This window comes from Methylotenera versatilis 79, from assembly GCF_000384375.1.
Lineage (GTDB): Bacteria > Pseudomonadota > Gammaproteobacteria > Burkholderiales > Methylophilaceae > Methylotenera_A > Methylotenera_A versatilis_B.
Genome location: NZ_ARVX01000001.1, coordinates 493,929 through 515,547, shown reverse-complemented (window position 1 = coordinate 515,547; position 21,619 = coordinate 493,929). Strand labels below are relative to the sequence as shown.

Sequence of the window (21,619 nt, the reverse complement as noted above, 5' to 3'; positions counted from 1 at the left end):
CGCAAATGCCCACGCCTACTGAATCGTTTATCTCACATTTAATTGAGTTGCGTAATCGACTGCTCAGAATCGTATTGGGTTTTGTCATCGTATTTATTGGCCTATTTCCTTTCGCCAATAAAATATACGCTTTGCTGGCAGAGCCGATGCTTACTAAGCTGCCTGCTGGTGGTCAGATGATTGCGACCGCAGTGACTACACCATTTTTCGTGCCGATGAAAGTGGCAATGATGGCGGCTTTCGTAATTTCTCTACCACATACTTTGTATCAAATTTGGGCATTTATTTCGCCCGGTTTATACAATCATGAAAAAAAATTGATGGTGCCAGTTATTGTGGCAAGTAGTTTGCTATTTGTAATTGGGATGGCATTTGCGTACTTTGCCGTTTTTCCCACAGTGTTTGGATTTATCATACATAGTGCGCCAGCAGGCGTTGCAGTGATGACAGATATTGCTGAGTATTTAGATTTTGTATTGACGCTTTTTATGGCGTTTGGTTTAGCGTTTGAGGTGCCGATTGCCGTGGTGCTAATTGCACGTTTTGGTTGGGTGAGCATTGCACAATTGAAAGAGGTGCGCGGATATGTGATTGTTGGCGCTTTTATCTTGGGCGCTATTTTTACGCCACCTGATATTATTTCGCAGTTTATGTTGGCCGTGCCATTGTGGCTTTTATATGAAGTGGGTATTTTGGTGGCGTTATATACAACGCCTAAAACCAACTCACTAAAAGCTAGTGAAACAAAAGCTAGTGAAACTTAATAAATGCTAATGATGCTTTAATCTTGTTTTCTTACTGCTGTTGGCTTGGGCCGTTTACCAATTAATACACCAATTTTGATATTTTTTTGATTTCTAGCAAGTGTTAACACTGCTTTTTCATTCGGTTTTAGCACGGCAATAATGTTGAGCATGCTGCTGCTATCGGTTACTTCGTGATTATTAATTGCTAGCAAAACATCGCCAGATTTAACGCCAGCAACATACGCTGGGCTGTCGCGCAACACACCTGCAATCAGCGAACCTTGCACTTTATCTAGCTTAAATGATTCGGCCAGTTCTGGCGTGATGTCTTGCGCTTCAATACCAATCCAGCCACGGGTAACGCTACCACTTAACGCAATTTGTTCCATCACCTGTTTGGCCAAGCTTGCCGGTATCGCAAAGCCAATACCCATAGAGCCGCCACTGCGTGAATAAATAGCGCTATTAATACCAACCAAATTTCCCTCAGTATCAATCAATGCGCCGCCAGAATTGCCAGGGTTGATTGAAGCATCGGTTTGAATAAAGTTTTCGAAAGTATTGATACCTAAATGATTACGACCAAGCGCACTCACGATGCCTTGGGTGACGGTTTGCCCGACACCAAACGGATTGCCAATCGCCAATACCACATCGCCGACATCTAATTTATCCGTTGCTGCAAAGGTGATAGAAGGTAATTTATCTGCATCGACTTTAATCACTGCCAGATCTGTTTCGGGGTCAGTACCCACTACTTTTGCCGGTAATTTTCTGCCATCAGATAATAAAATCTCAATTTCGTCTGCACTGGCCACAACGTGGTCATTGGTTAAAATTAAACCCTGTTCGCTAACGATAACACCACTACCGAGACTGCTATCTGGCTGTTCATCTTCATTGTTTTCTAACTGATCACCAAAAAAATGCTTGAATAAAGGGTCATCTTTATATTGCTGTTGAGGATTAGCTGTCGTTTTTTGGCTAGATGTGAAGATGTTAACCACCGCTGGCATGGCTTTTCTTGCAGCCTCACTATAGCTTCCTTTAGAGGTGACTTTAGGACTGATCGTGCCAGCTTTGAGGTTAGGTTGAACCTGTTTAATGGTGATAGGTTCTTGTGCTGTATTGAGTAGTTGCGGATAAAACAAACGCAATACAAATAAAATACCTAGGCAGGCGGTGACCGATTGCGCAAAAATAAGCCAGATTCTTTGCATGTTTTAAACTGCTAAAATGTGATGACTATTAGTATAGGTGAAATAAGGGCGAATACGCATGAAATTAAGTGACCTGAATAACTATTTAAATCAATTACTTCAACCTGAACGTTTTAACGATTACTGCCCAAATGGTTTGCAAGTGGAAGGCAAGTCAGAAGTCAGACATATTGTGACAGGCGTGACTGCCAGCTATAACTTGCTCGAAGCGGCATTTGAGGCCAATGCAGATGCGATATTAGTGCATCACGGTTATTTCTGGCGAGGTGAGTCCATGCCAATTATTGGCATTAAAAAACGCCGTATTCAGTTTTTGCTGAAACATGATATCAGTCTGCTTGCTTATCATTTGCCGTTGGATGCACATGCTGAGTTCGGCAATAATGTGATGCTAGCAAAGAAATTAGGGTTAACCATAACAAACTGGGCTGGTCAGAAACATAAAAATGAGCCAAATTTGATTGCTTTGGCTGAATTAAATCAGTCGTTATCGCTCAAAAAATTTGTTGAAAGTTTAAATTTGGCGCTTAATCGCCCTTCACAGGTGATTGGCGATTTAGAGCGGCCAATACAGAAAATTGCCTTATGCACAGGCGCTGCGCAAGGATACATAGAGCAAGCAGTTGAAGCTGGCGCTGATGTTTATATCAGCGGTGAGATTTCTGAACCGACTGTACACGTCGCGCGTGAAGCGGGTATCGCATATATTTCAGCAGGGCATCACGCAACAGAACGTTACGGTGTGCAAGCGTTAGGCGAACATTTAGCGCAAGCATTTGGCTTGAAGCATACGTTTATAGATTGCGACAATCCTGTGTAGTTAACAATAATAAGTAAGTCGTATTAATTGTTAATTTTCAACTACTTATGAAAATATATTTGGCTTATTTTGCAAAAAATTGTATAATCATGCGCTTTGCAATTAAGCACATTTATTAACATTAATTGGTTGGGCAGATTAATGTTAATTCAGCGCCATCATTAATAGCATTGCCCCAAAAAGGCAAGTTAAAGGAAAACAATGTCAGACAACAAAATTGACAAAGACGCATCTAGTAAAGATTCAGCTAATAAAGATTTAAGCAATAATCAAGGATTATCATTTTCCGCTCCTTCTAAAGTTAACCAAGAAAAACGTAACTTTTTAATCGCAGCAACTGCAGGTGTTGGCGCATTAGGCGCTGCGGCAGTAGCGGTTCCATTTGTGGGTAGCATGTTGCCAAGTGAGCGCGCAAAAGCCGCTGGTGCGCCAGTTGAAGTGGATGTTAGCAAAATTGCACCAGGCACTATGATCACTGCCGAATGGCGTGGTAAGCCTGTGTGGATTATCAATCGTACCGATCAAATGACGTCAGAACTTGCGAAACACAATGATCAGCTTTCTGACCCTAATTGTGAAGTGCCGCAGCAGCCAACTTATTGCAAAAATGCCAGTCGTTCTATCAAGCCTAATTTAGCTGTAGTGGTTGGTATTTGCACGCATCTTGGTTGTTCACCTACTGAAAAAATACAAGCAGGTGGTGATATGGGTGAAAACTGGACAGGTGGTTTTTTCTGTCCTTGTCATGGTTCAAAATTCGATTTAGCAGGTCGCGTTTTTAAAGGTTCCCCTGCGCCAATCAATTTGGTAGTGCCACCTTATCAATACTTAACTGACACAACTCTGCTGATTGGTGTTGACACGAAAGCGGAGGCTTAATCATGGCGCTATCCAAAATAGAATCATCTAAAATCGAAGCGGGCAAAACCGAACCAAACGGTTTAATGGGTTGGGTTGATGCAAGATTGCCAGTCACCAGTTTTGTTAAAGCGCACTTAACCGAATATTACGCACCAAAAAACTTCAATTTTTGGTATTTTTTTGGCTCGCTTGCTTTGTTAATTCTGGTGCTGCAGATCGTTACCGGCATTTTCTTAACCATGCACTATAAGCCAGATGCGCAACAAGCATTTGCTTCAGTTGAATACATCATGCGTGACGTGTTTGGCGGCAATATCATTCGTTACATGCACTCTACTGGCGCTTCCATGTTTTTTGTGGTGGTTTACTTGCACATGTTCCGTGGCTTGATTTATGGCTCTTACAGAAATCCAAGAGAGTTAATTTGGTTATTTGGCGTTGGCATTTTCTTAGTGTTGATGGGTGAAGCGTTTTTTGGTTACCTATTACCTTGGGGGCAGATGTCGTATTGGGGTGCGCAAGTGATTGTGAACTTGTTCGCGACAATTCCATTCATTGGTCCTGATTTATCGGAATGGCTGCGTGGCGACTACCTAATATCTGATGCAACCTTGAACCGCTTTTTTGCTTTTCACGTGATTGCGTTGCCGTTTGTGTTGGCTGGTTTAGTGGCTGTGCATTTGGTTGCCTTACACGAAGTCGGTTCGAATAATCCTGACGGTATCGAAATCAAGGCCAAAAAAGACAAAAAAACCGGTATTCCATTGGATGGCATTCCATTTCACCCTTATTACACGGTTAAAGATTTGGTCGGCGTGGTGGTGTTTTTAATCGTGTTTGCCAGCATCTTATTCTTTTCGCCGGAAATGGGCGGCTACTTTATTGAAGCCAATAACTTTGTTCCAGCAGATCCGCTTAAAACGCCTGCGCACATTGCACCCGTTTGGTATTTCACTCCGTATTACTCAATTTTACGTGCTGTGCCGCCGATTTTTAACTCACAGTTTCCAGGTGTGGCAGCGATGGGTCTATCAGTCATGATATTTGCGTTATTGCCTTGGCTGGATAAAAGCCCAGTGAAGTCCATTCGCTATCGTGGTGGATTGTATAAAAAATGGCTAGCTGCGTTTGTCGTGAGCTTTTTAGTGTTAGGTTATTTGGGTACGGTTCCATCAAATATTTGGGGCCAATTTGGTAGCTGGTTAAGCGGTGCAGATCGTGCGACAGTGGTTGCGCGTGTTTTTACTGTGATCTACTTTGCATTCTTTATCTTAATGCCTTGGTACACAGCAAAAGATAAAACCAAGCCTGTGCCAGAGAGAGTGGTGGGTTGATATGAAAATTTCTAACATCAAAAAACTATTAACTTTATTAGCATTTTTGCCACTTATTGCGCTGGCAAATGAATCGGAAATTAGCATCACTGCGCCGATTAATCCTAGCGACAAAGCTTCATTACAACGCGGCGCGCATTCTTTTGTGAATTATTGCCTTAATTGCCATAGTGCAAAATACATGCGTTATAACCGCTTGATGGATATTGGTTTAACCGAAAAACAAATCAAAGATAATTTGTTGTTTGCCGGTGAAAAAGTGGGTGACACCATGCAGGTGTCGATTGATCCAGTGGAAGCAAAAAAATGGTTTGGTGTAACGCCGCCAGATTTGTCGGTTGAAGTGCGTGCTCGTGGCGCGGATTGGGTCTACGCCTATATGCGCGGATTTTATCGTGACAGCACAACGCCAACGGGTTGGAATAATACGGTGTATCCGAAAGTAGCCATGCCACATGTGTTGTATGAGTTGCAAGGTGAGCAAGTGCTGAATCATGAAACGCATCAGTTAGAGCTGTTAAAACCAGGCAAATTGAGTCCATCTGAATACAATGCATTCGTTGCTGATTTAACCAACTATATGGCGTTTATGGCTGAGCCTGGTAAGCAAAGCCGTAAGCACATGGGTTGGTGGGTATTGCTGTTTTTAGGTGTGCTTTTAGTTTTGGCTAAAAAACTCAAAACTGAATACTGGAAAGATATTAAGTAATAGCTAGTTAAGCAATAAAGTAAGCATTAAATAGAAATACAGCGATGCTGATAATTAGTGTCGCAAAAATGAGCGATTAGAACGCATTTCTAATTTAAGAAAGAAACAAAGATTATGATGAAATTATACTCAGGCACGGTCGATCCGTTTAGCCATCGCTGCCGTATTGTGCTGTTTGAAAAAGGCATGGATTTTGAAGTGATTGACGTAGACTTAGCCAATAAGCCAGAAGATTTGGCCGTGTTAAACCCGTATAACGCAGTGCCGGTATTAGTTGAGCGCGATTTAGTGTTAAGTGAAGCGAACATTATCAATGAATACATTGATGAGCGCTTTCCGCACCCACAATTAATGCCAGCAGATCCAGTCATGCGCGCGCGCGCTAGATTGTTTTTGTATAATTTTGAAAAAGATTTATTCGATCACATTAAAGATGTGGAGTCGGATAATCAGGAAATTGCAGATAAAGCACGTAAAACAATTCGCGATAACCTAACGCAAATTGTGCCTATTTTTAGCAAGCAAAACTATTTGTTAGGTGACGATTATTCCATGTTAGATGTGGCTGTTACGCCTTTATTATGGCGTTTAGGGCATTATGGTATTGAGTTGCCAAACCAAGCTTCGCCATTGCTTAAATATGCAGAGCGTTTATTCTCGCGCCCATTGTATGCAGATGCGATGACGCCTTCAGAAAAAGCGATGCGCAAATAGATTGAATATTTAATTTATTCACTAAAGTTTAAAGCACATGAGTGACTTAATATCCACTAAACCTTATATGGTTCGTGCCATTCATGAATGGTGCGTTGATAATAATCTAACCCCGCATTTATTGGTTGCTGTTAACCCACAAACGCGGGTGCCAGTGGCGTTTGTAAAAGATGGTGAGATCGTACTTAATCTTAATTATTCGGCCACCAAAGATTTGCATATGGATAATGAAGCGATTGTGTTTTCTGCACGTTTTAGTGGTGTATCGCAAAATATTTATGTGCCGATGCAAGCAGTTAAGGGTATTTTCGCCAGAGAAAATGGTCAGGGTATGTTTTTTGAAATTGATGCAAAAGTTAACACAAAAAATGAATCAATTAATATTGATTCCGATAACGCAACTAATGCGGCATCACCTAAGTCAGTCAGCACGCCCGAGAAAAAGAAACCAACCTTAACTATCGTTAAGTAATGCAGCAAATAACAAGCAAGTAATGCCCAAGTCAAAATAAATACTATAAAAGTCATTTATTTTTCTAAAAGGGGCTAGGCTTTAATAAATAAAATTGTTATAGTCACGCCTTCAAGAAAAAGCCGGATTAGCTCAGTTGGTAGAGCAGCGCACTTGTAATGCGAAGGTCGTCAGTTCGATTCCGACATCCGGCACCAAATTCTCACTCAAAATCCACATAGCGATTAAAGTTTTTAGTATGTTGCATTTAACGCAAAATACACTCAGCTTTAATCGTTAAATAAATGCTCAATTTGTTTGACAGTATGTCAAAAAATCAGCATAATCGCGGGTTCGGTTAGGAGGGGTGGCCGAGTGGTTAAAGGCGACGGACTGTAAATCCGTTCTCTCTGAGTACGAAGGTTCGAATCCTTCCCCCTCCACCAAAATTTAGTAGTTTGCAATGAAGTAGTAGCGGTAAGCGGTTGCTATTAAGCCTGTTGACGTTGATTTTAATGGCTATGCGGGTGTAGCTCAGTTGGTAGAGTTTCAGTTTTCCAAACTGAATGTCGCGAGTTCGAGCCTCGTCGCCCGCTCCAAATGCTGGGTTTCTTAAAGTGGCTTAGCTTGCTAAATGTTACGTTTAGCAAGGGTGTTAAAAGCTACGCTAAGAATCATGGTCAAAAAGACAAGCGCCCATGTGGCTCAGTGGTAGAGCACTCCCTTGGTAAGGGAGAGGTCGCGGGTCCGATTCCCGCCATGGGCACCATGAAAGCGCCAAGTAAGAATGATTGATAAGTGAAAATGGTTTTAATAGTTGTAGTGTTAAAGTTTTATTAAGTTAAATAAAACTTTTAAGGCCTGATAAATTCAGGTAAAAACAGAGCGTTAAGTTAATAAAATTTTATTAAAATTATATCGATAAAAAGATTAAGCAAAGGATTGTAGAGATGGCAAAAGGCAAATTTGAACGGACCAAGCCACACGTCAACGTCGGCACGATTGGCCACGTGGATCATGGTAAGACAACATTAACAGCAGCGATTACCACAATCCTGTCTAAAAAATTCGGTGGTGAAGCCAAAGCTTACGACCAAATTGACGCAGCACCAGAAGAAAAAGCACGTGGTATTACCATTAATACTGCCCACGTTGAGTATGAGACGGCTAACCGTCACTACGCACACGTAGACTGCCCAGGCCATGCTGACTACGTTAAAAACATGATCACAGGCGCAGCACAAATGGACGGCGCTATCCTAGTATGTTCAGCAGCTGACGGTCCAATGCCACAAACACGTGAGCACATCCTTCTTGCTCGTCAAGTTGGCGTACCTTACATCGTTGTGTTTCTAAACAAGGCAGACATGGTAGATGACGCTGAGTTATTAGAGCTAGTAGAAATGGAAGTGCGTGAATTGCTTAGCAAATATGACTTCCCAGGTGACGACACACCAATTATTCACGGTTCAGCTAAACTCGCTTTAGAAGGTGACCAATCACCAATCGGCGAACCAGCAATCTTCAAATTAGCAGAAGCCTTAGACAGCTACATCCCAATGCCAGAACGCGCAATCGACGGCACGTTCTTAATGCCAGTAGAAGACGTATTCTCAATCTCAGGTCGCGGTACAGTAGTAACAGGCCGTATTGAGCGTGGTATTGTAAAAGTCGGTGACGAGATCGAAATCGTTGGTATCAAACCAACTGTAAAAACCACTTGTACTGGTGTTGAAATGTTCCGTAAATTACTAGACCAAGGTCAAGCGGGCGACAACGTTGGTGTATTGCTACGTGGTACAAAACGTGAAGATATCGAACGTGGTCAAGTATTGTCTAAATCAGGCTCTATCAAACCACACACAAAATTCACAGCAGAAATCTACGTGCTAGGTAAAGATGAAGGCGGTCGTCACACACCATTCTTCAACGGCTACCGTCCACAATTCTACTTCCGTACCACAGACGTAACTGGTGCAGTTGAATTGCCAGCAGGTACTGAAATGGTCATGCCAGGTGACAACGTATCAATCACAGTTGCTTTGATCGCACCGATCGCGATGGAAGATGGCTTACGCTTCGCTATCCGTGAAGGTGGCCGTACTGTGGGTGCTGGTGTGGTCGCTAAGATTATTGAATAGTAAGTATTAAGTTTTAATGCAAAAACTACGCTAACAACTCAGCGTAGTTTTTGTGGTTTTAGTAAAAGTTAAATAGGCCAATAGCTCAATTGGTAGAGTATCGGTCTCCAAAACCGAGGGTTGGGGGTTCGACACCCTCTTGGCCTGCCATATTTAATAAGCCGCATTTTAATGCGGACAATTTGACGTAAAAGCTTAGTAAGTAAGCTAATTAAAAGTTAAGACTATAAAAACATGATAGACAAAATTAAGCTGGTGTTATCTGCATTGCTGTTGGCGGCTGGTATCGCTGGCTTTTATTTGCTGGCAGATAAGGCGCTTGTGCTGCGGATTCTTGCTGTTTTAGCAGGTTTTGCCGCGGCTATTGCTGTTTTATGGACTACCGTTCAAGGCCAAGCTTCGCTAGGTTTTATTGGTGAGTCAATTGCGGAAGCAAAAAAAGTAGTCTGGCCAACCAGAAAAGAAACTATACAAACTACCGTTGCGGTATTTTTATTGGTGTTGGTAATGGCGGCTTTCTTGGCGGTGGTTGATATCGGATTTGCTTATATGGTGCAATGGTTAATGGGACGGAGTGCTTAATGAGTATGCGTTGGTATGCAGTCCAAGCTTTTTCCGGTATGGAAAAATCAGTAAAAGCAGGCATTGAAGAGCGTATTACACGTTCTGGCTTGCAAGATCAATTTGGTGATATTTTGGTGCCAGTTGAAGAAGTCATTGAAATGAAGTCTGGCGTTAAAAAAATTACAGAGCGTCGCTTGTATCCGGGCTACGTGCTGGTGCAAATGAGCATGTCTGACGAAAGTTGGCATTTAATCAAAAGTACGCCACGTGTAACGGCCTTTATTGGTGGTAGCGCCCAGCGTCCAACGCCAATTAAAGATAAAGAAGTTGAAATTATTTTACAGCGCATGGATGACAGTAAGTCTAATCCAACACAAAAGTTAACCTTTGAAAAAGGTGAGATTGTGCGTGTGATTGATGGTCCATTTAAAGATTTCTCTGGTGCGGTTGAAGATATCAACTACGAGAAAAGTAAGTTGCGTGTTTCAGTGGTCATTTTTGGTCGCGCTACACCAGTTGAATTAGATTTCAGCCAAATTGAAAAAGAAGTTTAAGTAAGTAGATTTGTTAGATTTGTTGTAAAAAGTATTAAGCAGTATTTATCAACGGGGAGCTTTATAAAATCCCGAATAAAAAGTTCTAAGCCAGTCAAGGCGTCATTGTAAAAAATAGCGCGCCACATACGTTTTGTATGTAAGCGATCTTTTTTGTGATGACAACGATGGATGGCGACGAAGTTTTTATTCGGTAAGCGTTTGTACCCACATTAGGAGTTATACCATGGCAAAAAAAGTCATTGGCTACATTAAGCTGCAAATTCCTGCAGGTAAAGCCAACCCAAGTCCTCCAGTTGGCCCAGCATTGGGTCAACGCGGTTTGAATATTATGGAATTCTGTAAAGCGTTTAACGCTGCAACACAAGGCGTTGAGCCTGGTTTGCCAATTCCTGTTGTGATTACAGCGTTTGCGGATAAGAGCTTCACATTCGTGATGAAAACACCGCCAGCAACGATTCTAATCAAAAAAGCGGCAGGTATTACCAAAGGCTCACCAAAACCTCATACCGATAAAGTTGGCAAAATCACACGCAAACAAGCGGAAGAAATTGCAACAACTAAGATGCCTGACTTAACAGCGGCAGACATGGACGCTGCAGTGCGTACTATTGCAGGCAGCGCACGTAGTATGGGTATTGAAGTGGAGGGTGTATAACATGGCTAAACGTATTAATGCGCTTCGCGCAAAGATTGACCGCAATAAACTTTACCCAGTAACAGAAGCGTTAACTTTAGTTAAAGAAAATGCGACTGCAAAATTTAACGAGTCAATCGATACTGTAGTGAATTTAGGTATTGATGCACGTAAATCAGACCAATTGGTTCGTGGTGCTTTGGTGTTGCCAAATGGTACAGGTAAAGTAACTCGCGTAGCTGTGTTTGCGCAAGGTGCGCAAGCGGAAGCTGCTAAAGCAGCTGGTGCTGATATCGTAGGCTTTGAAGATCTAGCTGAAAAAGTTAAAGCTGGTTTCTTAGACTTCGACGTAGCAATTGCAACGCCAGATGCGATGCGTATTGTTGGTACTTTGGGTCAAGTTTTAGGCCCTCGCGGTTTAATGCCAAACCCAAAAGTAGGTACAGTAACGCCTGATGCAGCAACTGCGGTTAAAAATGCAAAAGCGGGTCAAGTGCAATATCGTACAGACAAAGGCGGCATCATCCATTGCACAATCGGCCGTGCATCATTTACGGTTGATCAATTACAAGGCAACTTAGCTGCTTTATTAGATGCATTAACTAAGGCTAAACCAGCTGCAAGTAAAGGCGTGTTTTTAAAGAAAGTTTCTGTATCTAGCACAATGGGTGCTGGCGTACGTGTTGATCAAGCAACTGTTGCATAAGAAATAATTGAGTGGCTGAAGCTGCTCAATGAAAGAACTTTGGGCTTGTGATTTGACTATTTTATTGGGTTAGCCTTTATTTAATTAAATCTCAAGAACATCAAAGACCGTTGGTATCCGAAATGGATTTAATTGCAGTAAACAAAAATGGGCGATTTTTAAGTGTTCTACAGGCTTAAGTCCTCTATTTTAATTTGCTAATACCAACGCAGATGGCGTAACCAGATACAGGATATTAAGTAATAAAACCTGATTAAGGCCGCCGTAAAATGGTTTCTAGACTATTGTTTAGAAGCTCATTCTGGTTCAGAAATGAAACAGAGATTTTAACGGAAAGGAGAAAAGACTTTGAGTCTGAATCTTACAGAGAAAAAAGCAGTTGTAGCTGAAGTAAGCGAACAAGTAGCTAATGCACAAGTAATCGTGATCGCAGAATACCGCGGCACAGGTGTGGCTAACATGACAACGCTACGTGCAAGTGCAAGAAAATCTGATGTTTATCTGCGTGTACTAAAAAATACTTTAGTACGTCGTGCAGTTGAAAACACAGCGTTTTCGAGTCTTGCTGACGGCATGGTTGGTCCATTGATTTTTGGTATTAGTAAAGATCCAGTGGCCGCCGCTAAAGTGTTAAACGACTTCGCTAAAACAAACGACAAGTTTGTGATCAAAGCAGGTGCAGTACCAAATCAGTTGCTAGATGTTGCGGGCGTTCAAGCCTTAGCATCAATGCTCAGTCGTGAAGAGTTGCTTGCTAAATTTGCACGTACACTTAACGAAGTGCCAACTAAATTTGCACGCGCAATTGCAGCGGTTCGTGACGCTAAAGCAGCTTAGCCTGTTTCAAATAGCTTAACTTAATCAGATACATAATTTAATTTTAGGAAATAAAAATGGCAACTTCAAATGCAGATATTTTAGATGCAGTAAGTAAAATGACAGTATTAGAGCTAACTGCTTTAATTACAGAAATCGAAGAAAAATTCGGCGTATCAGCAGCTGCAGTAGCAGTAGCTGGTCCAGCAGGCGGCGCAGCTCCAGCTGCAGCGGCTGAGCAAACTGAATTCAACGTGATCTTGTTAACAGCTGGCGACCAAAAAGTTAGCGTTATTAAAGCAGTTCGTGAATTAACGGCGCTTGGTTTGAAAGAAGCTAAAGACTTAGTTGACGGCGCACCAAAAGCAATTAAAGAAGGCGTTAATAAAGCAGATGCTGATGCAGCATTGAAAAAATTGATCGAGGCTGGCGCGACTGGCGAAATCAAGTAATAGTAAGATTTGAACGTACTTGGGCTGACGGGAAACCGTCAGCCTTAGCCGTTTTTAAGCAGTGATAGTTGTAACAAAATATTACAACTCAAAAAAGTAACCGAGTAACAAAATGTAACGATTTTTTGCCTCAATTTAATCGTTAACTAAAATCTAATCATTGAAAATAATGATGTTAGAAATCAAAACATTGAAATGGATGAAAGTGTTTTGTCTTCTACCCTCAAAATATCAGGAGACGCTATGAGCTATTCCTTTACCGAAAAAAAACGCATTCGCAAAAGCTTTGCCAAACGTGAAAGTGTGCAAGAGATTCCTTACTTGCTCGCGATGCAGTTAGAGTCATATAAAGCATTTTTACAAGCTGAAATTCCAGCAGACAAACGCGCCAATAACGGATTAGAGTCTACTTTTAGCTCTGTATTCCCTATTGTCAGCCATTCTGGCAATGCGCGTTTAGATTACGTGAGCTATCAATTAGGCGCTGAGCCGTTTGATGTCAAAGAATGTCAACAACGCGGTTTAACTTACGCAGCGCCTTTGCGCGTTAAAGTGCGTTTAACCATTATGGACAAAGAGGCTTCAAAGCCAACTGTTAAAGAAGTGAAAGAGCAAGAAGTTTACATGGGCGAATTGCCTTTGATGACTGAAAACGGCTCATTCGTGATTAACGGTACAGAGCGCGTGATTGTTTCGCAGTTGCACCGCAGCCCAGGCGTGTTCTTTGAGCATGACCGTGGTAAAACACATTCATCTGGTAAATTGCTGTTTTCAGCACGTATCATTCCTTACCGTGGTTCATGGTTAGACTTTGAGTTTGATCCTAAAGATTACTTGTATTTCCGCGTTGATCGTCGTCGCAAAATGCCTGTGACTATTTTGCTTAAAGCATTGGGTTACACACCAGAGCAAATTTTACAAACGTTTAACGATACAGATACTTTCCATATTGGCCCAAAAGGCGTGGAGTTTACTTTAGTTGCAGATCGTTTACGTGGCGAAGTGGCTAAGTTTGACATTGCTGATAAATCGGGTGAAGTTTTAGTCGCTAAAGACAAGCGCATTACCGTTAAGCATATTCGTGATATTGAAAAAGCTGGCGTGACTAAAATCACAGTGCCGACTGACTTTATTTTGGGTCGTGCGATTGCCAATAACATCATTGATACAGAAACTGGCGAGTTGGTTGCTCATGCCAATGATGAAGTGACTGAAGATTTGATCGAAAAATTGATTGAAGCAAAAGTCACTGAAATTAAAACGTTATATACCAATGATTTAGATCATGGCGACTTTATTTCGCAAACTTTGCGCATTGATGAAATCCCGGATCAATACAGTGCAAAAGTAGCGATTTATCGCATGATGCGTCCAGGCGAGCCGCCAACAGAAGATGCAGTTGAAGCGTTATTTAAAGGCTTGTTCTTTAATGAAGATCGCTACGATTTATCAGTAGTTGGCCGCATGAAATTTAACCGCCGCGCTTATCCAAGCAAACAAGAAGAACGCAGTGCAAACTGGATGCGTGCTTTTTATGAGCGCGTTGGCCCGCAAATCGACCAAGGTGCAAATATCTTATCTAACGATGATATTTTAGCGGTTGTTGGCGTGTTGCTAGAGTTACGCAATGGCCGTGGTGAGATTGATGATATTGATCACTTAGGTAATCGTCGTATTCGTTCAGTGGGTGAGTTAGCAGAAAACCAATTCCGTGCTGGTTTGGTACGAGTTGAGCGCGCTGTAAAAGAGCGTTTAAGCCAAGCTGAATCTGATAATTTAATGCCGCATGATCTAATCAATGCAAAACCAGTTTCAAGCGCGATTCGTGAATTTTTTGGCTCAAGCCAACTCTCACAATTTATGGACCAAACTAATCCATTGTCAGAAATTACGCATAAACGCCGTATTTCTGCATTAGGCCCAGGCGGCTTGACGCGTGAGCGTGCAGGTTTTGAGGTGCGCGACGTTCACTCAACGCATTACGGTCGTGTATGTCCGATTGAAACACCGGAAGGTCCAAACATTGGTTTGATTAACTCGCTGGCTTTGTATGCGCGTACTAACCAATATGGTTTCTTGGAAACGCCTTATCGCCGTGTTGAAGGTAATAAAGTGTCTGACACGATTGATTATTTATCGGCGATTGAAGAAAGCCAATTCATGATTGCGCAAGCAAACACTGAAATGGATAACAAGAATGTATTTACCGATGATTTGATTTCATCACGTTATCACAACGAATTTACGATGACACAACCTGATCGCGTGCAATATATGGACGTTGCGCCTGGTCAAATTGTATCGGTTGCAGCTTCATTAATTCCGTTCTTGGAACACGATGATGCGAACCGTGCATTGATGGGTGCCAACATGCAACGTCAAGCTGTACCATGTTTACGCGCTGAAAAAGCCGTAGTTGGTACTGGTATTGAACGTACAGTAGCGATTGACTCTGGCACAACAGTGCAAGCACGTCGCGGCGGTATTGTCGATTACGTTGATTCTGGCCGTATCGTGATTCGTGTAAACGATGATGAAGCAAAAGCGGGTGAAGTGGGTGTAGATATTTACAACTTAACTAAATATACGCGTTCTAATCAAAATACCAATATTAACCAACGTCCGCTCGTTAGAATCGGCGACAAATTAGCACGTGGCGATATTATTGCCGATGGCGCATCGACCGATATGGGTGAGTTGGCTTTAGGTCAAAACATGCTGGTTGGTTTTATGCCATGGAATGGCTATAACTACGAAGACTCGATCTTGATTTCAGAGCGCGTAGTGGCTGATGATCGTTACACTTCGATTCATATTGAAGAGTTATCAGTGGTTGCACGTGATACTAAATTAGGTGCGGAAGAGATTACGCAGGATATTTCTAATCTAAGCGAGCGTATGTTGGGTCGTTTGGATGAGTCTGGCATTATCTACATTGGTGCTGAAGTAGAAGCAGGTGATGTATTGGTTGGTAAAGTGACGCCAAAAGGTGAAACGCAACTGACACCAGAAGAAAAACTATTACGTGCGATTTTCGGTGAAAAAGCGTCTGATGTAAAAGATACTTCATTGCGTGTGCCATCAGGTATGAGCGGTACGGTGATTGATGTGCAAGTATTTACACGCGAAGGTATTGATCGCGATTCACGTGCGCAACAGATTATTGATGACCAATTGAATCATTACAAAACTGATTTGGCGGACCAAATGCGTATTGTAGAAGATGATGCGTTCGGTCGTATTCGTCGTTTGCTTGAAGGTAAAGCAGCTACTGGCGGTCCTAACAAGCTGAAAAAAGGTGATGCATTAAGCGCTGAGTATTTAGAGTCTGTTGGTCGTTACGATTGGTTCGATATTCGTTTGAGCGATGAAGAAGCAGCGCGTCAATTAGAGCAGTTGAAAGACAGCTTGAGCCAAGCACGTATTGAGTTTGATAATCGCTTTAATGAGAAAAAACGCAAGTTAACACAAGGTGACGAATTGCCACCAGGTGTACAAAAAATGGTCAAAGTGTATTTGGCTGTTAAGCGTCGTATTCAACCAGGCGATAAAATGGCTGGTCGTCACGGTAACAAGGGTGTTATTTCAAAAATCGTACCGGTAGAAGATATGCCGCACATGGCAGATGGTACGCCGTGTGACATTGTGTTGAACCCACTTGGCGTTCCATCACGGATGAACATTGGTCAGATTTTAGAAGTGCATTTGGGTTGGGCTGCTAAAGGTTTAGGTTTACGTATTCAAGAAATGCTGGAGTCAGAAGTTAAAGTGGCTGAAATTCGCAAATTCTTAGAACAAATCTACAACGACAGCACGGGTAAAAAAGAAGATATCAAATCTTACACAGATGTTGAGATTTTAGAGCTTGCCCGTAACTTGAAATCAGGAGTTCCATTTGCAACGCCAGTATTCGATGGTGCTGCAGAGTCTGATATTAAAGCGATGTTGGATTTAGCTTTCCCTGATGATGATGCACGCACAAAACAATTGCAGTTCTCTGCTGGTAAAACACAGGTGAAATTGTTTGATGGTCGTACTGGTGATGCGTTTGAGCGTCCTGTGACTGTTGGTTACATGCACGTGTTGAAACTGCACCATTTGGTGGATGACAAAATGCATGCGCGTTCTACAGGTCCATATTCATTGGTGACACAACAACCATTGGGCGGTAAAGCGCAATTTGGTGGTCAGCGTTTTGGTGAGATGGAGGTTTGGGCGCTTGAGGCTTATGGCGCATCTTACACATTGCAAGAAATGTTGACAGTGAAATCAGATGACGTGAATGGCCGTACCAAAGTGTACGAAAATATTGTTAAAGGCGAACACAAAATTGATGCCGGTATGCCGGAATCATTTAACGTGTTAGTGAAAGAAATCCGTTCACTTGCTATCGACATTGACCTTGACCGTAACTAATTAGGAGAGAATTCACATGAAAGCTCTATTAGACTTATTTAAACAGGTAACCAAAGAAGAAGAGTTCGACGCGATTAAAATCGCGTTGGCTTCACCTGAAAAAATCCGTTCATGGTCCTATGGCGAAGTAAAAAAACCAGAAACCATTAACTATCGTACGTTTAAACCAGAACGTGACGGCTTATTCTGCTCAAAAATATTTGGCCCTATTAAAGATTATGAGTGCTTATGCGGTAAATATAAACGCTTAAAACATCGCGGCGTAATCTGCGAAAAATGTGGTGTTGAAGTAACGTTAAGTAAAGTACGTCGCGAACGTATGGGCCATATTGAATTGGCTTCACCAGTTGCGCATATCTGGTTCTTAAAATCATTACCAAGCCGTTTGGGTATGGTATTGGATATCGCTTTGCGTGATATTGAGCGTGTGTTGTACTTTGAAGCATTTATCGTCGTTGATCCTGGCATGACACCGTTAACGCGTGGTCAATTGCTAACAGAAGATGACTATGTTGCCAAAGTAGAAGAATATGGCGATGAGTTTAATGCGGTAATGGGTGCTGAAGCGGTGCGTGAATTATTGCGCACGATGAACATTCATAACGAAATCGAAACATTGCGTGTCGATTTAGGTGCAACGGGTTCAGAAGCGAAAATCAAGAAAATCGCTAAACGCTTAAAAGTATTAGAAGCATTCCAAAAGTCTGGTATTAAACCAGAGTGGATGATTCTTGAAATCTTGCCAGTATTGCCACCAGAATTACGTCCATTAGTACCATTAGATGGCGGTCGTTTTGCGACTTCTGATTTGAACGATTTATATCGTCGCGTGATTAACCGTAACAATCGTCTAAAACGTTTGTTAGAGTTGAAAGCGCCAGAAATTATCGTACGTAACGAAAAGCGTATGTTGCAAGAAGCGGTAGATTCACTGTTAGACAATGGTCGTCGCGGTAAAGTGATGACTGGTGCTAACAAACGCCCATTGAAATCATTAGCAGACATGATCAAAGGTAAAGGCGGTCGTTTCCGTCAGAACTTACTTGGTAAACGTGTCGATTACTCTGGTCGTTCAGTGATTGTGGTTGGCCCGACATTGAAGCTGCATCAGTGCGGTTTACCAAAAAAAATGGCGCTGGAATTGTTCAAACCATTCATTTTCCACAAGTTGGAAGTGTTAGGTTTAGCAACTACGATTAAAGCGGCGAAGAAAAAAGTTGAAGAAGAAGGACCAGAAGTTTGGGATATCTTGGAAGACGTGATTCGTGAGCATCCGGTTCTATTAAACCGTGCGCCTACATTGCACCGTTTAGGTATTCAAGCGTTTGAACCTATCTTAATTGAAGGTAAGGCTATTCAATTGCATCCATTAGTTTGTGCGGCATTCAACGCCGACTTCGATGGTGACCAAATGGCTGTGCACGTTCCATTGAGCTTAGAAGCGCAAATGGAAGCACGTACTTTAATGTTGGCTTCAAATAACGTGTTGTCACCTGCAAACGGTGAGCCGATTATTGTGCCTTCGCAAGATATCGTGTTGGGTCTTTACTACATGACGCGTGACAAAGTTTCTGCGCGTGGTGAAGGTATGCGTTTTGCGGATATTAAAGAAGTGCAACGCGTATTCGATCAAAACTTAATCGATCTGCACGCTAAGATTACCGTGCGTATTAAAGAGTTTGATGTTGATTTAGATGGTGTTAAAACCGAGAAAACCACACGTTACGAAACGACTGTTGGTCGTGCTTTGTTGTCAGAAATTCTGCCAGCTGGCTTACCGTTCAGTTTCATTGATAAGGCGTTGAAAAAGAAAGAAATTTCAAAATTAATCAATGCTTCTTTCCGTAAAGTAGGTATTCGCGATACGGTAATTTTCGCTGATAAATTGATGTACACAGGTTATACATACGCGACTAAAGCGGGTATTTCGATTTCAATTAATGACATGCTGGTTCCACCAGAAAAAGCACAATTAATTGCAGCTGCTGAAAATGAAGTGAAAGAAATTGAAGATCAATATGTTTCAGGTTTGGTGACTCAAGGTGAACGCTATAACAAAGTAGTGGATATCTGGGGTCGCGCAGGTGACAAAGTGGCTGATGCCATGATGAAGCAATTGCGTGAAGAACCTGTTTTAGATGCGAATGGCAAGCAAGCAAAAGATAAAGACGGCAAAGCGCTTAAACAAGAATCGTTTAACGCGATTTATATGATGGCTGACTCTGGTGCGCGTGGTTCTGCAGCTCAGGTACGTCAATTGGCTGGTATGCGTGGTTTGATGGCAAAACCAGATGGTTCTATCATTGAAACACCGATTAAAGCGAACTTCCGTGATGGACTTAACGTGTTGCAGTACTTTATTTCTACGCATGGTGCACGTAAAGGTTTGGCTGATACGGCATTGAAAACGGCTAACTCTGGTTACTTAACACGCCGTTTAGTGGATGTAACGCAAGATTTGGTAGTAACTGAGCATGATTGCGGCACAACTGAAGGTTTGGTAACAAAAGCTTTAGTTAAAGGCGGTGAAGTGGTTGAACCATTGCATGATCGTATTTTAGGTCGTACAACCGTGTTTGATATTTTGAATCCTGAAACGCAAGCTGTAGTTTACACCGCTGGTACCGTACTGGGCGAAGATGAGGTTGAGAAAATCGATGCATTAGGTATCGATGAAGTAAAAGTACGTACAGCATTAACCTGCGATACACGCTATGGTATTTGTGCAAAATGTTACGGTCGCGATTTAGGTCGTGGTAAGTTAATCAGCATGGGTGAGGCAGTTGGCGTGATTGCAGCGCAATCTATCGGTGAGCCTGGTACACAGTTAACGATGCGTACGTTCCACATCGGTGGCGCGGTATCGCGAGCAGCTTCTGTATCGTCTGTTGAGAGTAAATCTAACGGCGTATTAAGCTTTACTTCTACTATGCGTTATGTGACCAATAACCGTAATGAGCAAATTGTGATTTCACGTAATGGTGAAGTGCTTATCGCGGATGAAAATGGCCGTGAGCGTGAACGTCATAAAGTGCCTTACGGTGCAACATTGACAGTAACTGATGGTAAAACCGTTAAGGCTGGTCAAGTATTAGCAACGTGGGATCCACATACCCGTCCAATTATTACGGAATATGCAGGTTTCATTAAATTTGAAAACGTTGAAGAAGGTATCACGGTAGCTAAACAAATCGATGATGTAACAGGTTTGTCATCATTAGTGGTTATCGATCCTAAACAACGTGCGGGCCAAACAAAAGGTTTGCGTCCACAAGTTAAGTTGTTAGATGCAAATGGCGTTGAAGTGAAAATTGCTGGTAGTGATTTACCCGTTAACGTTACTTTCCAATTAAGTTGCATTATTACGGTTAAAGATGGTCAAGAAGTAGGCGTTGGTGAAGTGATCGCGCGTATTCCACAAGAGTCATCTAAAACACGTGATATTACCGGTGGTTTGCCACGCGTAGCAGAGTTGTTTGAAGCGCGTTCACCAAAAGATGCAGGTATGTTGGCTGAAGTAACGGGTACCGTTTCATTCGGTAAAGATACTAAAGGTAAACAACGTTTGGTGATTACTGATTTAGATGGCATTGCACATGAGTTCTTGATTCTTAAAGATAAACACGTGACAGCGCATGATGGTCAAGTGGTGACTAAAGGTGAAAGTATTGTTGACGGCCCAGCCGATCCGCAAGACATTTTACGTTTACAAGGCCGTGAAGCATTGGCGCGTTATGTGATTGACGAAGTGCAAGACGTTTATCGTTTGCAAGGCGTTAAGATTAATGACAAGCATATTGAGGTGATTGTGCGTCAAATGTTGCGTCGTGTACGTGTTTCAGATGCGGGTGATACAGGCTTTATCATGGGTGAGCAAGTAGAGCGTGCGGATTTGTTGGCAGAAAATGAAAGAATCGTTGCACAAGACAAACGTCCTGCGACATTTGATTACGTGTTGCTTGGTATTACTAAAGCATCACTTTCAACTGATTCGTTTATTTCTGCGGCATCATTCCAGGAAACAACGCGTGTACTAACAGAAGCGGCAATTTTAGGTAAACGTGACGAGTTACGTGGCTTGAAAGAAAACGTGATTGTTGGTCGCTTGATTCCAGCAGGTACTGGCTTGGCTTATCACGAGGCACGTAAACGTGCAGCAATTGCAGCCTTAACACCAGCAACGCCTTCAGCGCAAATTGCAGCTGCAGAAGCATTATTTGCAGATGCAACTGCAGTGGAATCTACTGAAGCAACGGTAGTAGAAACACCTGCTGAGTAAATTAAACGTTTTAATTTGAGTGAGGTAAAAATGTGTCAAGGTGAATTTTATCTTGACACATTCCCTCGCGCTAAATAGAATACTCGGTTTTCTAGATTAGCCATGTTCTAACTGACTTAAGTCAAGATTAGAGCTAATTAGTTGGCTAAATTTTATGAACAAGCATTTTTAGATGCAGTTAAGCAATTTTTTATAGAGG

17 protein-coding genes and 5 tRNA genes are annotated in these 21,619 nt (G+C 42.1%); 21 read left to right on the top strand and 1 reads right to left on the bottom strand.

The genetic code is table 11. The features are described from left to right. Positions 1-5 precede the first annotated feature (5 nt). Positions 6-764, top strand: coding sequence for a twin-arginine translocase subunit TatC (gene tatC / locus METVE_RS0102655; protein WP_020166900.1), 759 nt, complete (start codon positions 6-8; stop codon positions 762-764). Positions 765-781: 17 nt separating this feature from the next. Here the strand turns inward: tatC and METVE_RS0102650 are convergent, their stop codons facing one another. Next, complete coding sequence (locus METVE_RS0102650) at positions 782-1,966, bottom strand: Do family serine endopeptidase (protein ID WP_020166899.1); 1,185 nt, start codon at positions 1,964-1,966, stop codon at positions 782-784. A gap of 58 nt (positions 1,967-2,024) precedes the next feature. Here METVE_RS0102650 and METVE_RS0102645 point away from each other — a divergent pair, with 58 nt between their 5' ends. The 20 genes from METVE_RS0102645 (at position 2,025) to rpoC (ending at position 21,420) form a co-directional block, all read left to right on the top strand. Continuing rightward, positions 2,025-2,786, top strand: coding sequence for a Nif3-like dinuclear metal center hexameric protein (locus METVE_RS0102645; protein WP_020166898.1), 762 nt, complete (start codon positions 2,025-2,027; stop codon positions 2,784-2,786). A gap of 201 nt (positions 2,787-2,987) precedes the next feature. Continuing rightward, entirely contained in the window at positions 2,988-3,665 is a 678-nt protein-coding gene (gene petA, locus METVE_RS0102640; RefSeq protein ID WP_020166897.1) for a ubiquinol-cytochrome c reductase iron-sulfur subunit, read from the top strand. A gap of 2 nt (positions 3,666-3,667) precedes the next feature. Next, entirely contained in the window at positions 3,668-4,981 is a 1,314-nt protein-coding gene (locus tag METVE_RS0102635) for a cytochrome b (RefSeq protein WP_020166896.1), read from the top strand. Position 4,982: 1 nt separating this feature from the next. Beyond that, positions 4,983-5,690: a cytochrome c1 gene (locus tag METVE_RS0102630; protein WP_020166895.1), complete on the top strand. Its 708-nt coding sequence runs from the start codon at positions 4,983-4,985 to the stop codon at positions 5,688-5,690. A 114-nt stretch (positions 5,691-5,804) separates the two neighbouring features. Then, entirely contained in the window at positions 5,805-6,404 is a 600-nt protein-coding gene (locus METVE_RS0102625; RefSeq protein WP_020166894.1) for a glutathione S-transferase N-terminal domain-containing protein, read from the top strand. 37 nt (positions 6,405-6,441) lie between these two features. Further along, entirely contained in the window at positions 6,442-6,876 is a 435-nt protein-coding gene (locus METVE_RS0102620; RefSeq protein WP_020166893.1) for a ClpXP protease specificity-enhancing factor, read from the top strand. Between the two features lie 121 nt (positions 6,877-6,997). Beyond that, positions 6,998-7,073: transfer RNA gene (locus tag METVE_RS0102615), tRNA-Thr, on the top strand. Between the two features lie 143 nt (positions 7,074-7,216). After that, positions 7,217-7,301, top strand: a tRNA-Tyr gene (locus tag METVE_RS0102610). A gap of 77 nt (positions 7,302-7,378) precedes the next feature. Then, positions 7,379-7,454, top strand: a tRNA-Gly gene (locus METVE_RS0102605). A gap of 95 nt (positions 7,455-7,549) precedes the next feature. Continuing rightward, positions 7,550-7,624, top strand: a tRNA-Thr gene (locus METVE_RS0102600). Between the two features lie 181 nt (positions 7,625-7,805). Next, a complete protein-coding gene (gene tuf, locus METVE_RS0102595; protein ID WP_020166881.1) occupies positions 7,806-8,996 on the top strand; it encodes an elongation factor Tu in 1,191 nt (396 codons plus the stop codon). A gap of 74 nt (positions 8,997-9,070) precedes the next feature. Then, a tRNA-Trp gene (locus tag METVE_RS0102590) sits at positions 9,071-9,146 on the top strand. A gap of 84 nt (positions 9,147-9,230) precedes the next feature. Beyond that, a complete protein-coding gene (secE, locus tag METVE_RS0102585) occupies positions 9,231-9,578 on the top strand; it encodes a preprotein translocase subunit SecE (protein WP_020166892.1) in 348 nt (115 codons plus the stop codon). Next, complete coding sequence (gene nusG, locus METVE_RS0102580; protein WP_020166891.1) at positions 9,578-10,114, top strand: transcription termination/antitermination protein NusG; 537 nt, start codon at positions 9,578-9,580, stop codon at positions 10,112-10,114. Before secE ends, nusG begins: the two co-directional genes overlap by 1 nt. Before the next feature lie 226 nt (positions 10,115-10,340). Next, positions 10,341-10,772 (top strand): 50S ribosomal protein L11, encoded by a 432-nt coding sequence (gene rplK / locus METVE_RS0102575; RefSeq protein WP_020166890.1) that lies wholly within the window; start codon positions 10,341-10,343, stop codon positions 10,770-10,772. Between the two features lies 1 nt (position 10,773). Continuing rightward, positions 10,774-11,457, top strand: a complete 684-nt coding sequence (rplA, locus tag METVE_RS0102570; protein WP_020166889.1) for a 50S ribosomal protein L1 — start codon at positions 10,774-10,776, stop codon at positions 11,455-11,457. A gap of 348 nt (positions 11,458-11,805) precedes the next feature. After that, complete coding sequence (gene rplJ, locus METVE_RS0102565) at positions 11,806-12,294, top strand: 50S ribosomal protein L10 (RefSeq protein WP_020166888.1); 489 nt, start codon at positions 11,806-11,808, stop codon at positions 12,292-12,294. A gap of 56 nt (positions 12,295-12,350) precedes the next feature. Then, positions 12,351-12,725, top strand: coding sequence for a 50S ribosomal protein L7/L12 (gene rplL, locus METVE_RS0102560; protein WP_020166887.1), 375 nt, complete (start codon positions 12,351-12,353; stop codon positions 12,723-12,725). Between the two features lie 243 nt (positions 12,726-12,968). Continuing rightward, a complete protein-coding gene (gene rpoB, locus METVE_RS0102555) occupies positions 12,969-17,141 on the top strand; it encodes a DNA-directed RNA polymerase subunit beta (protein WP_020166886.1) in 4,173 nt (1,390 codons plus the stop codon). A 16-nt stretch (positions 17,142-17,157) separates the two neighbouring features. Further along, the gene (gene rpoC, locus METVE_RS0102550; protein WP_020166885.1) at positions 17,158-21,420 is read left to right on the top strand and encodes a DNA-directed RNA polymerase subunit beta'; all 4,263 of its coding nucleotides are present in this window, start codon (positions 17,158-17,160) and stop codon (positions 21,418-21,420) included. The last annotated feature ends 199 nt before the right edge of the window (positions 21,421-21,619 follow it).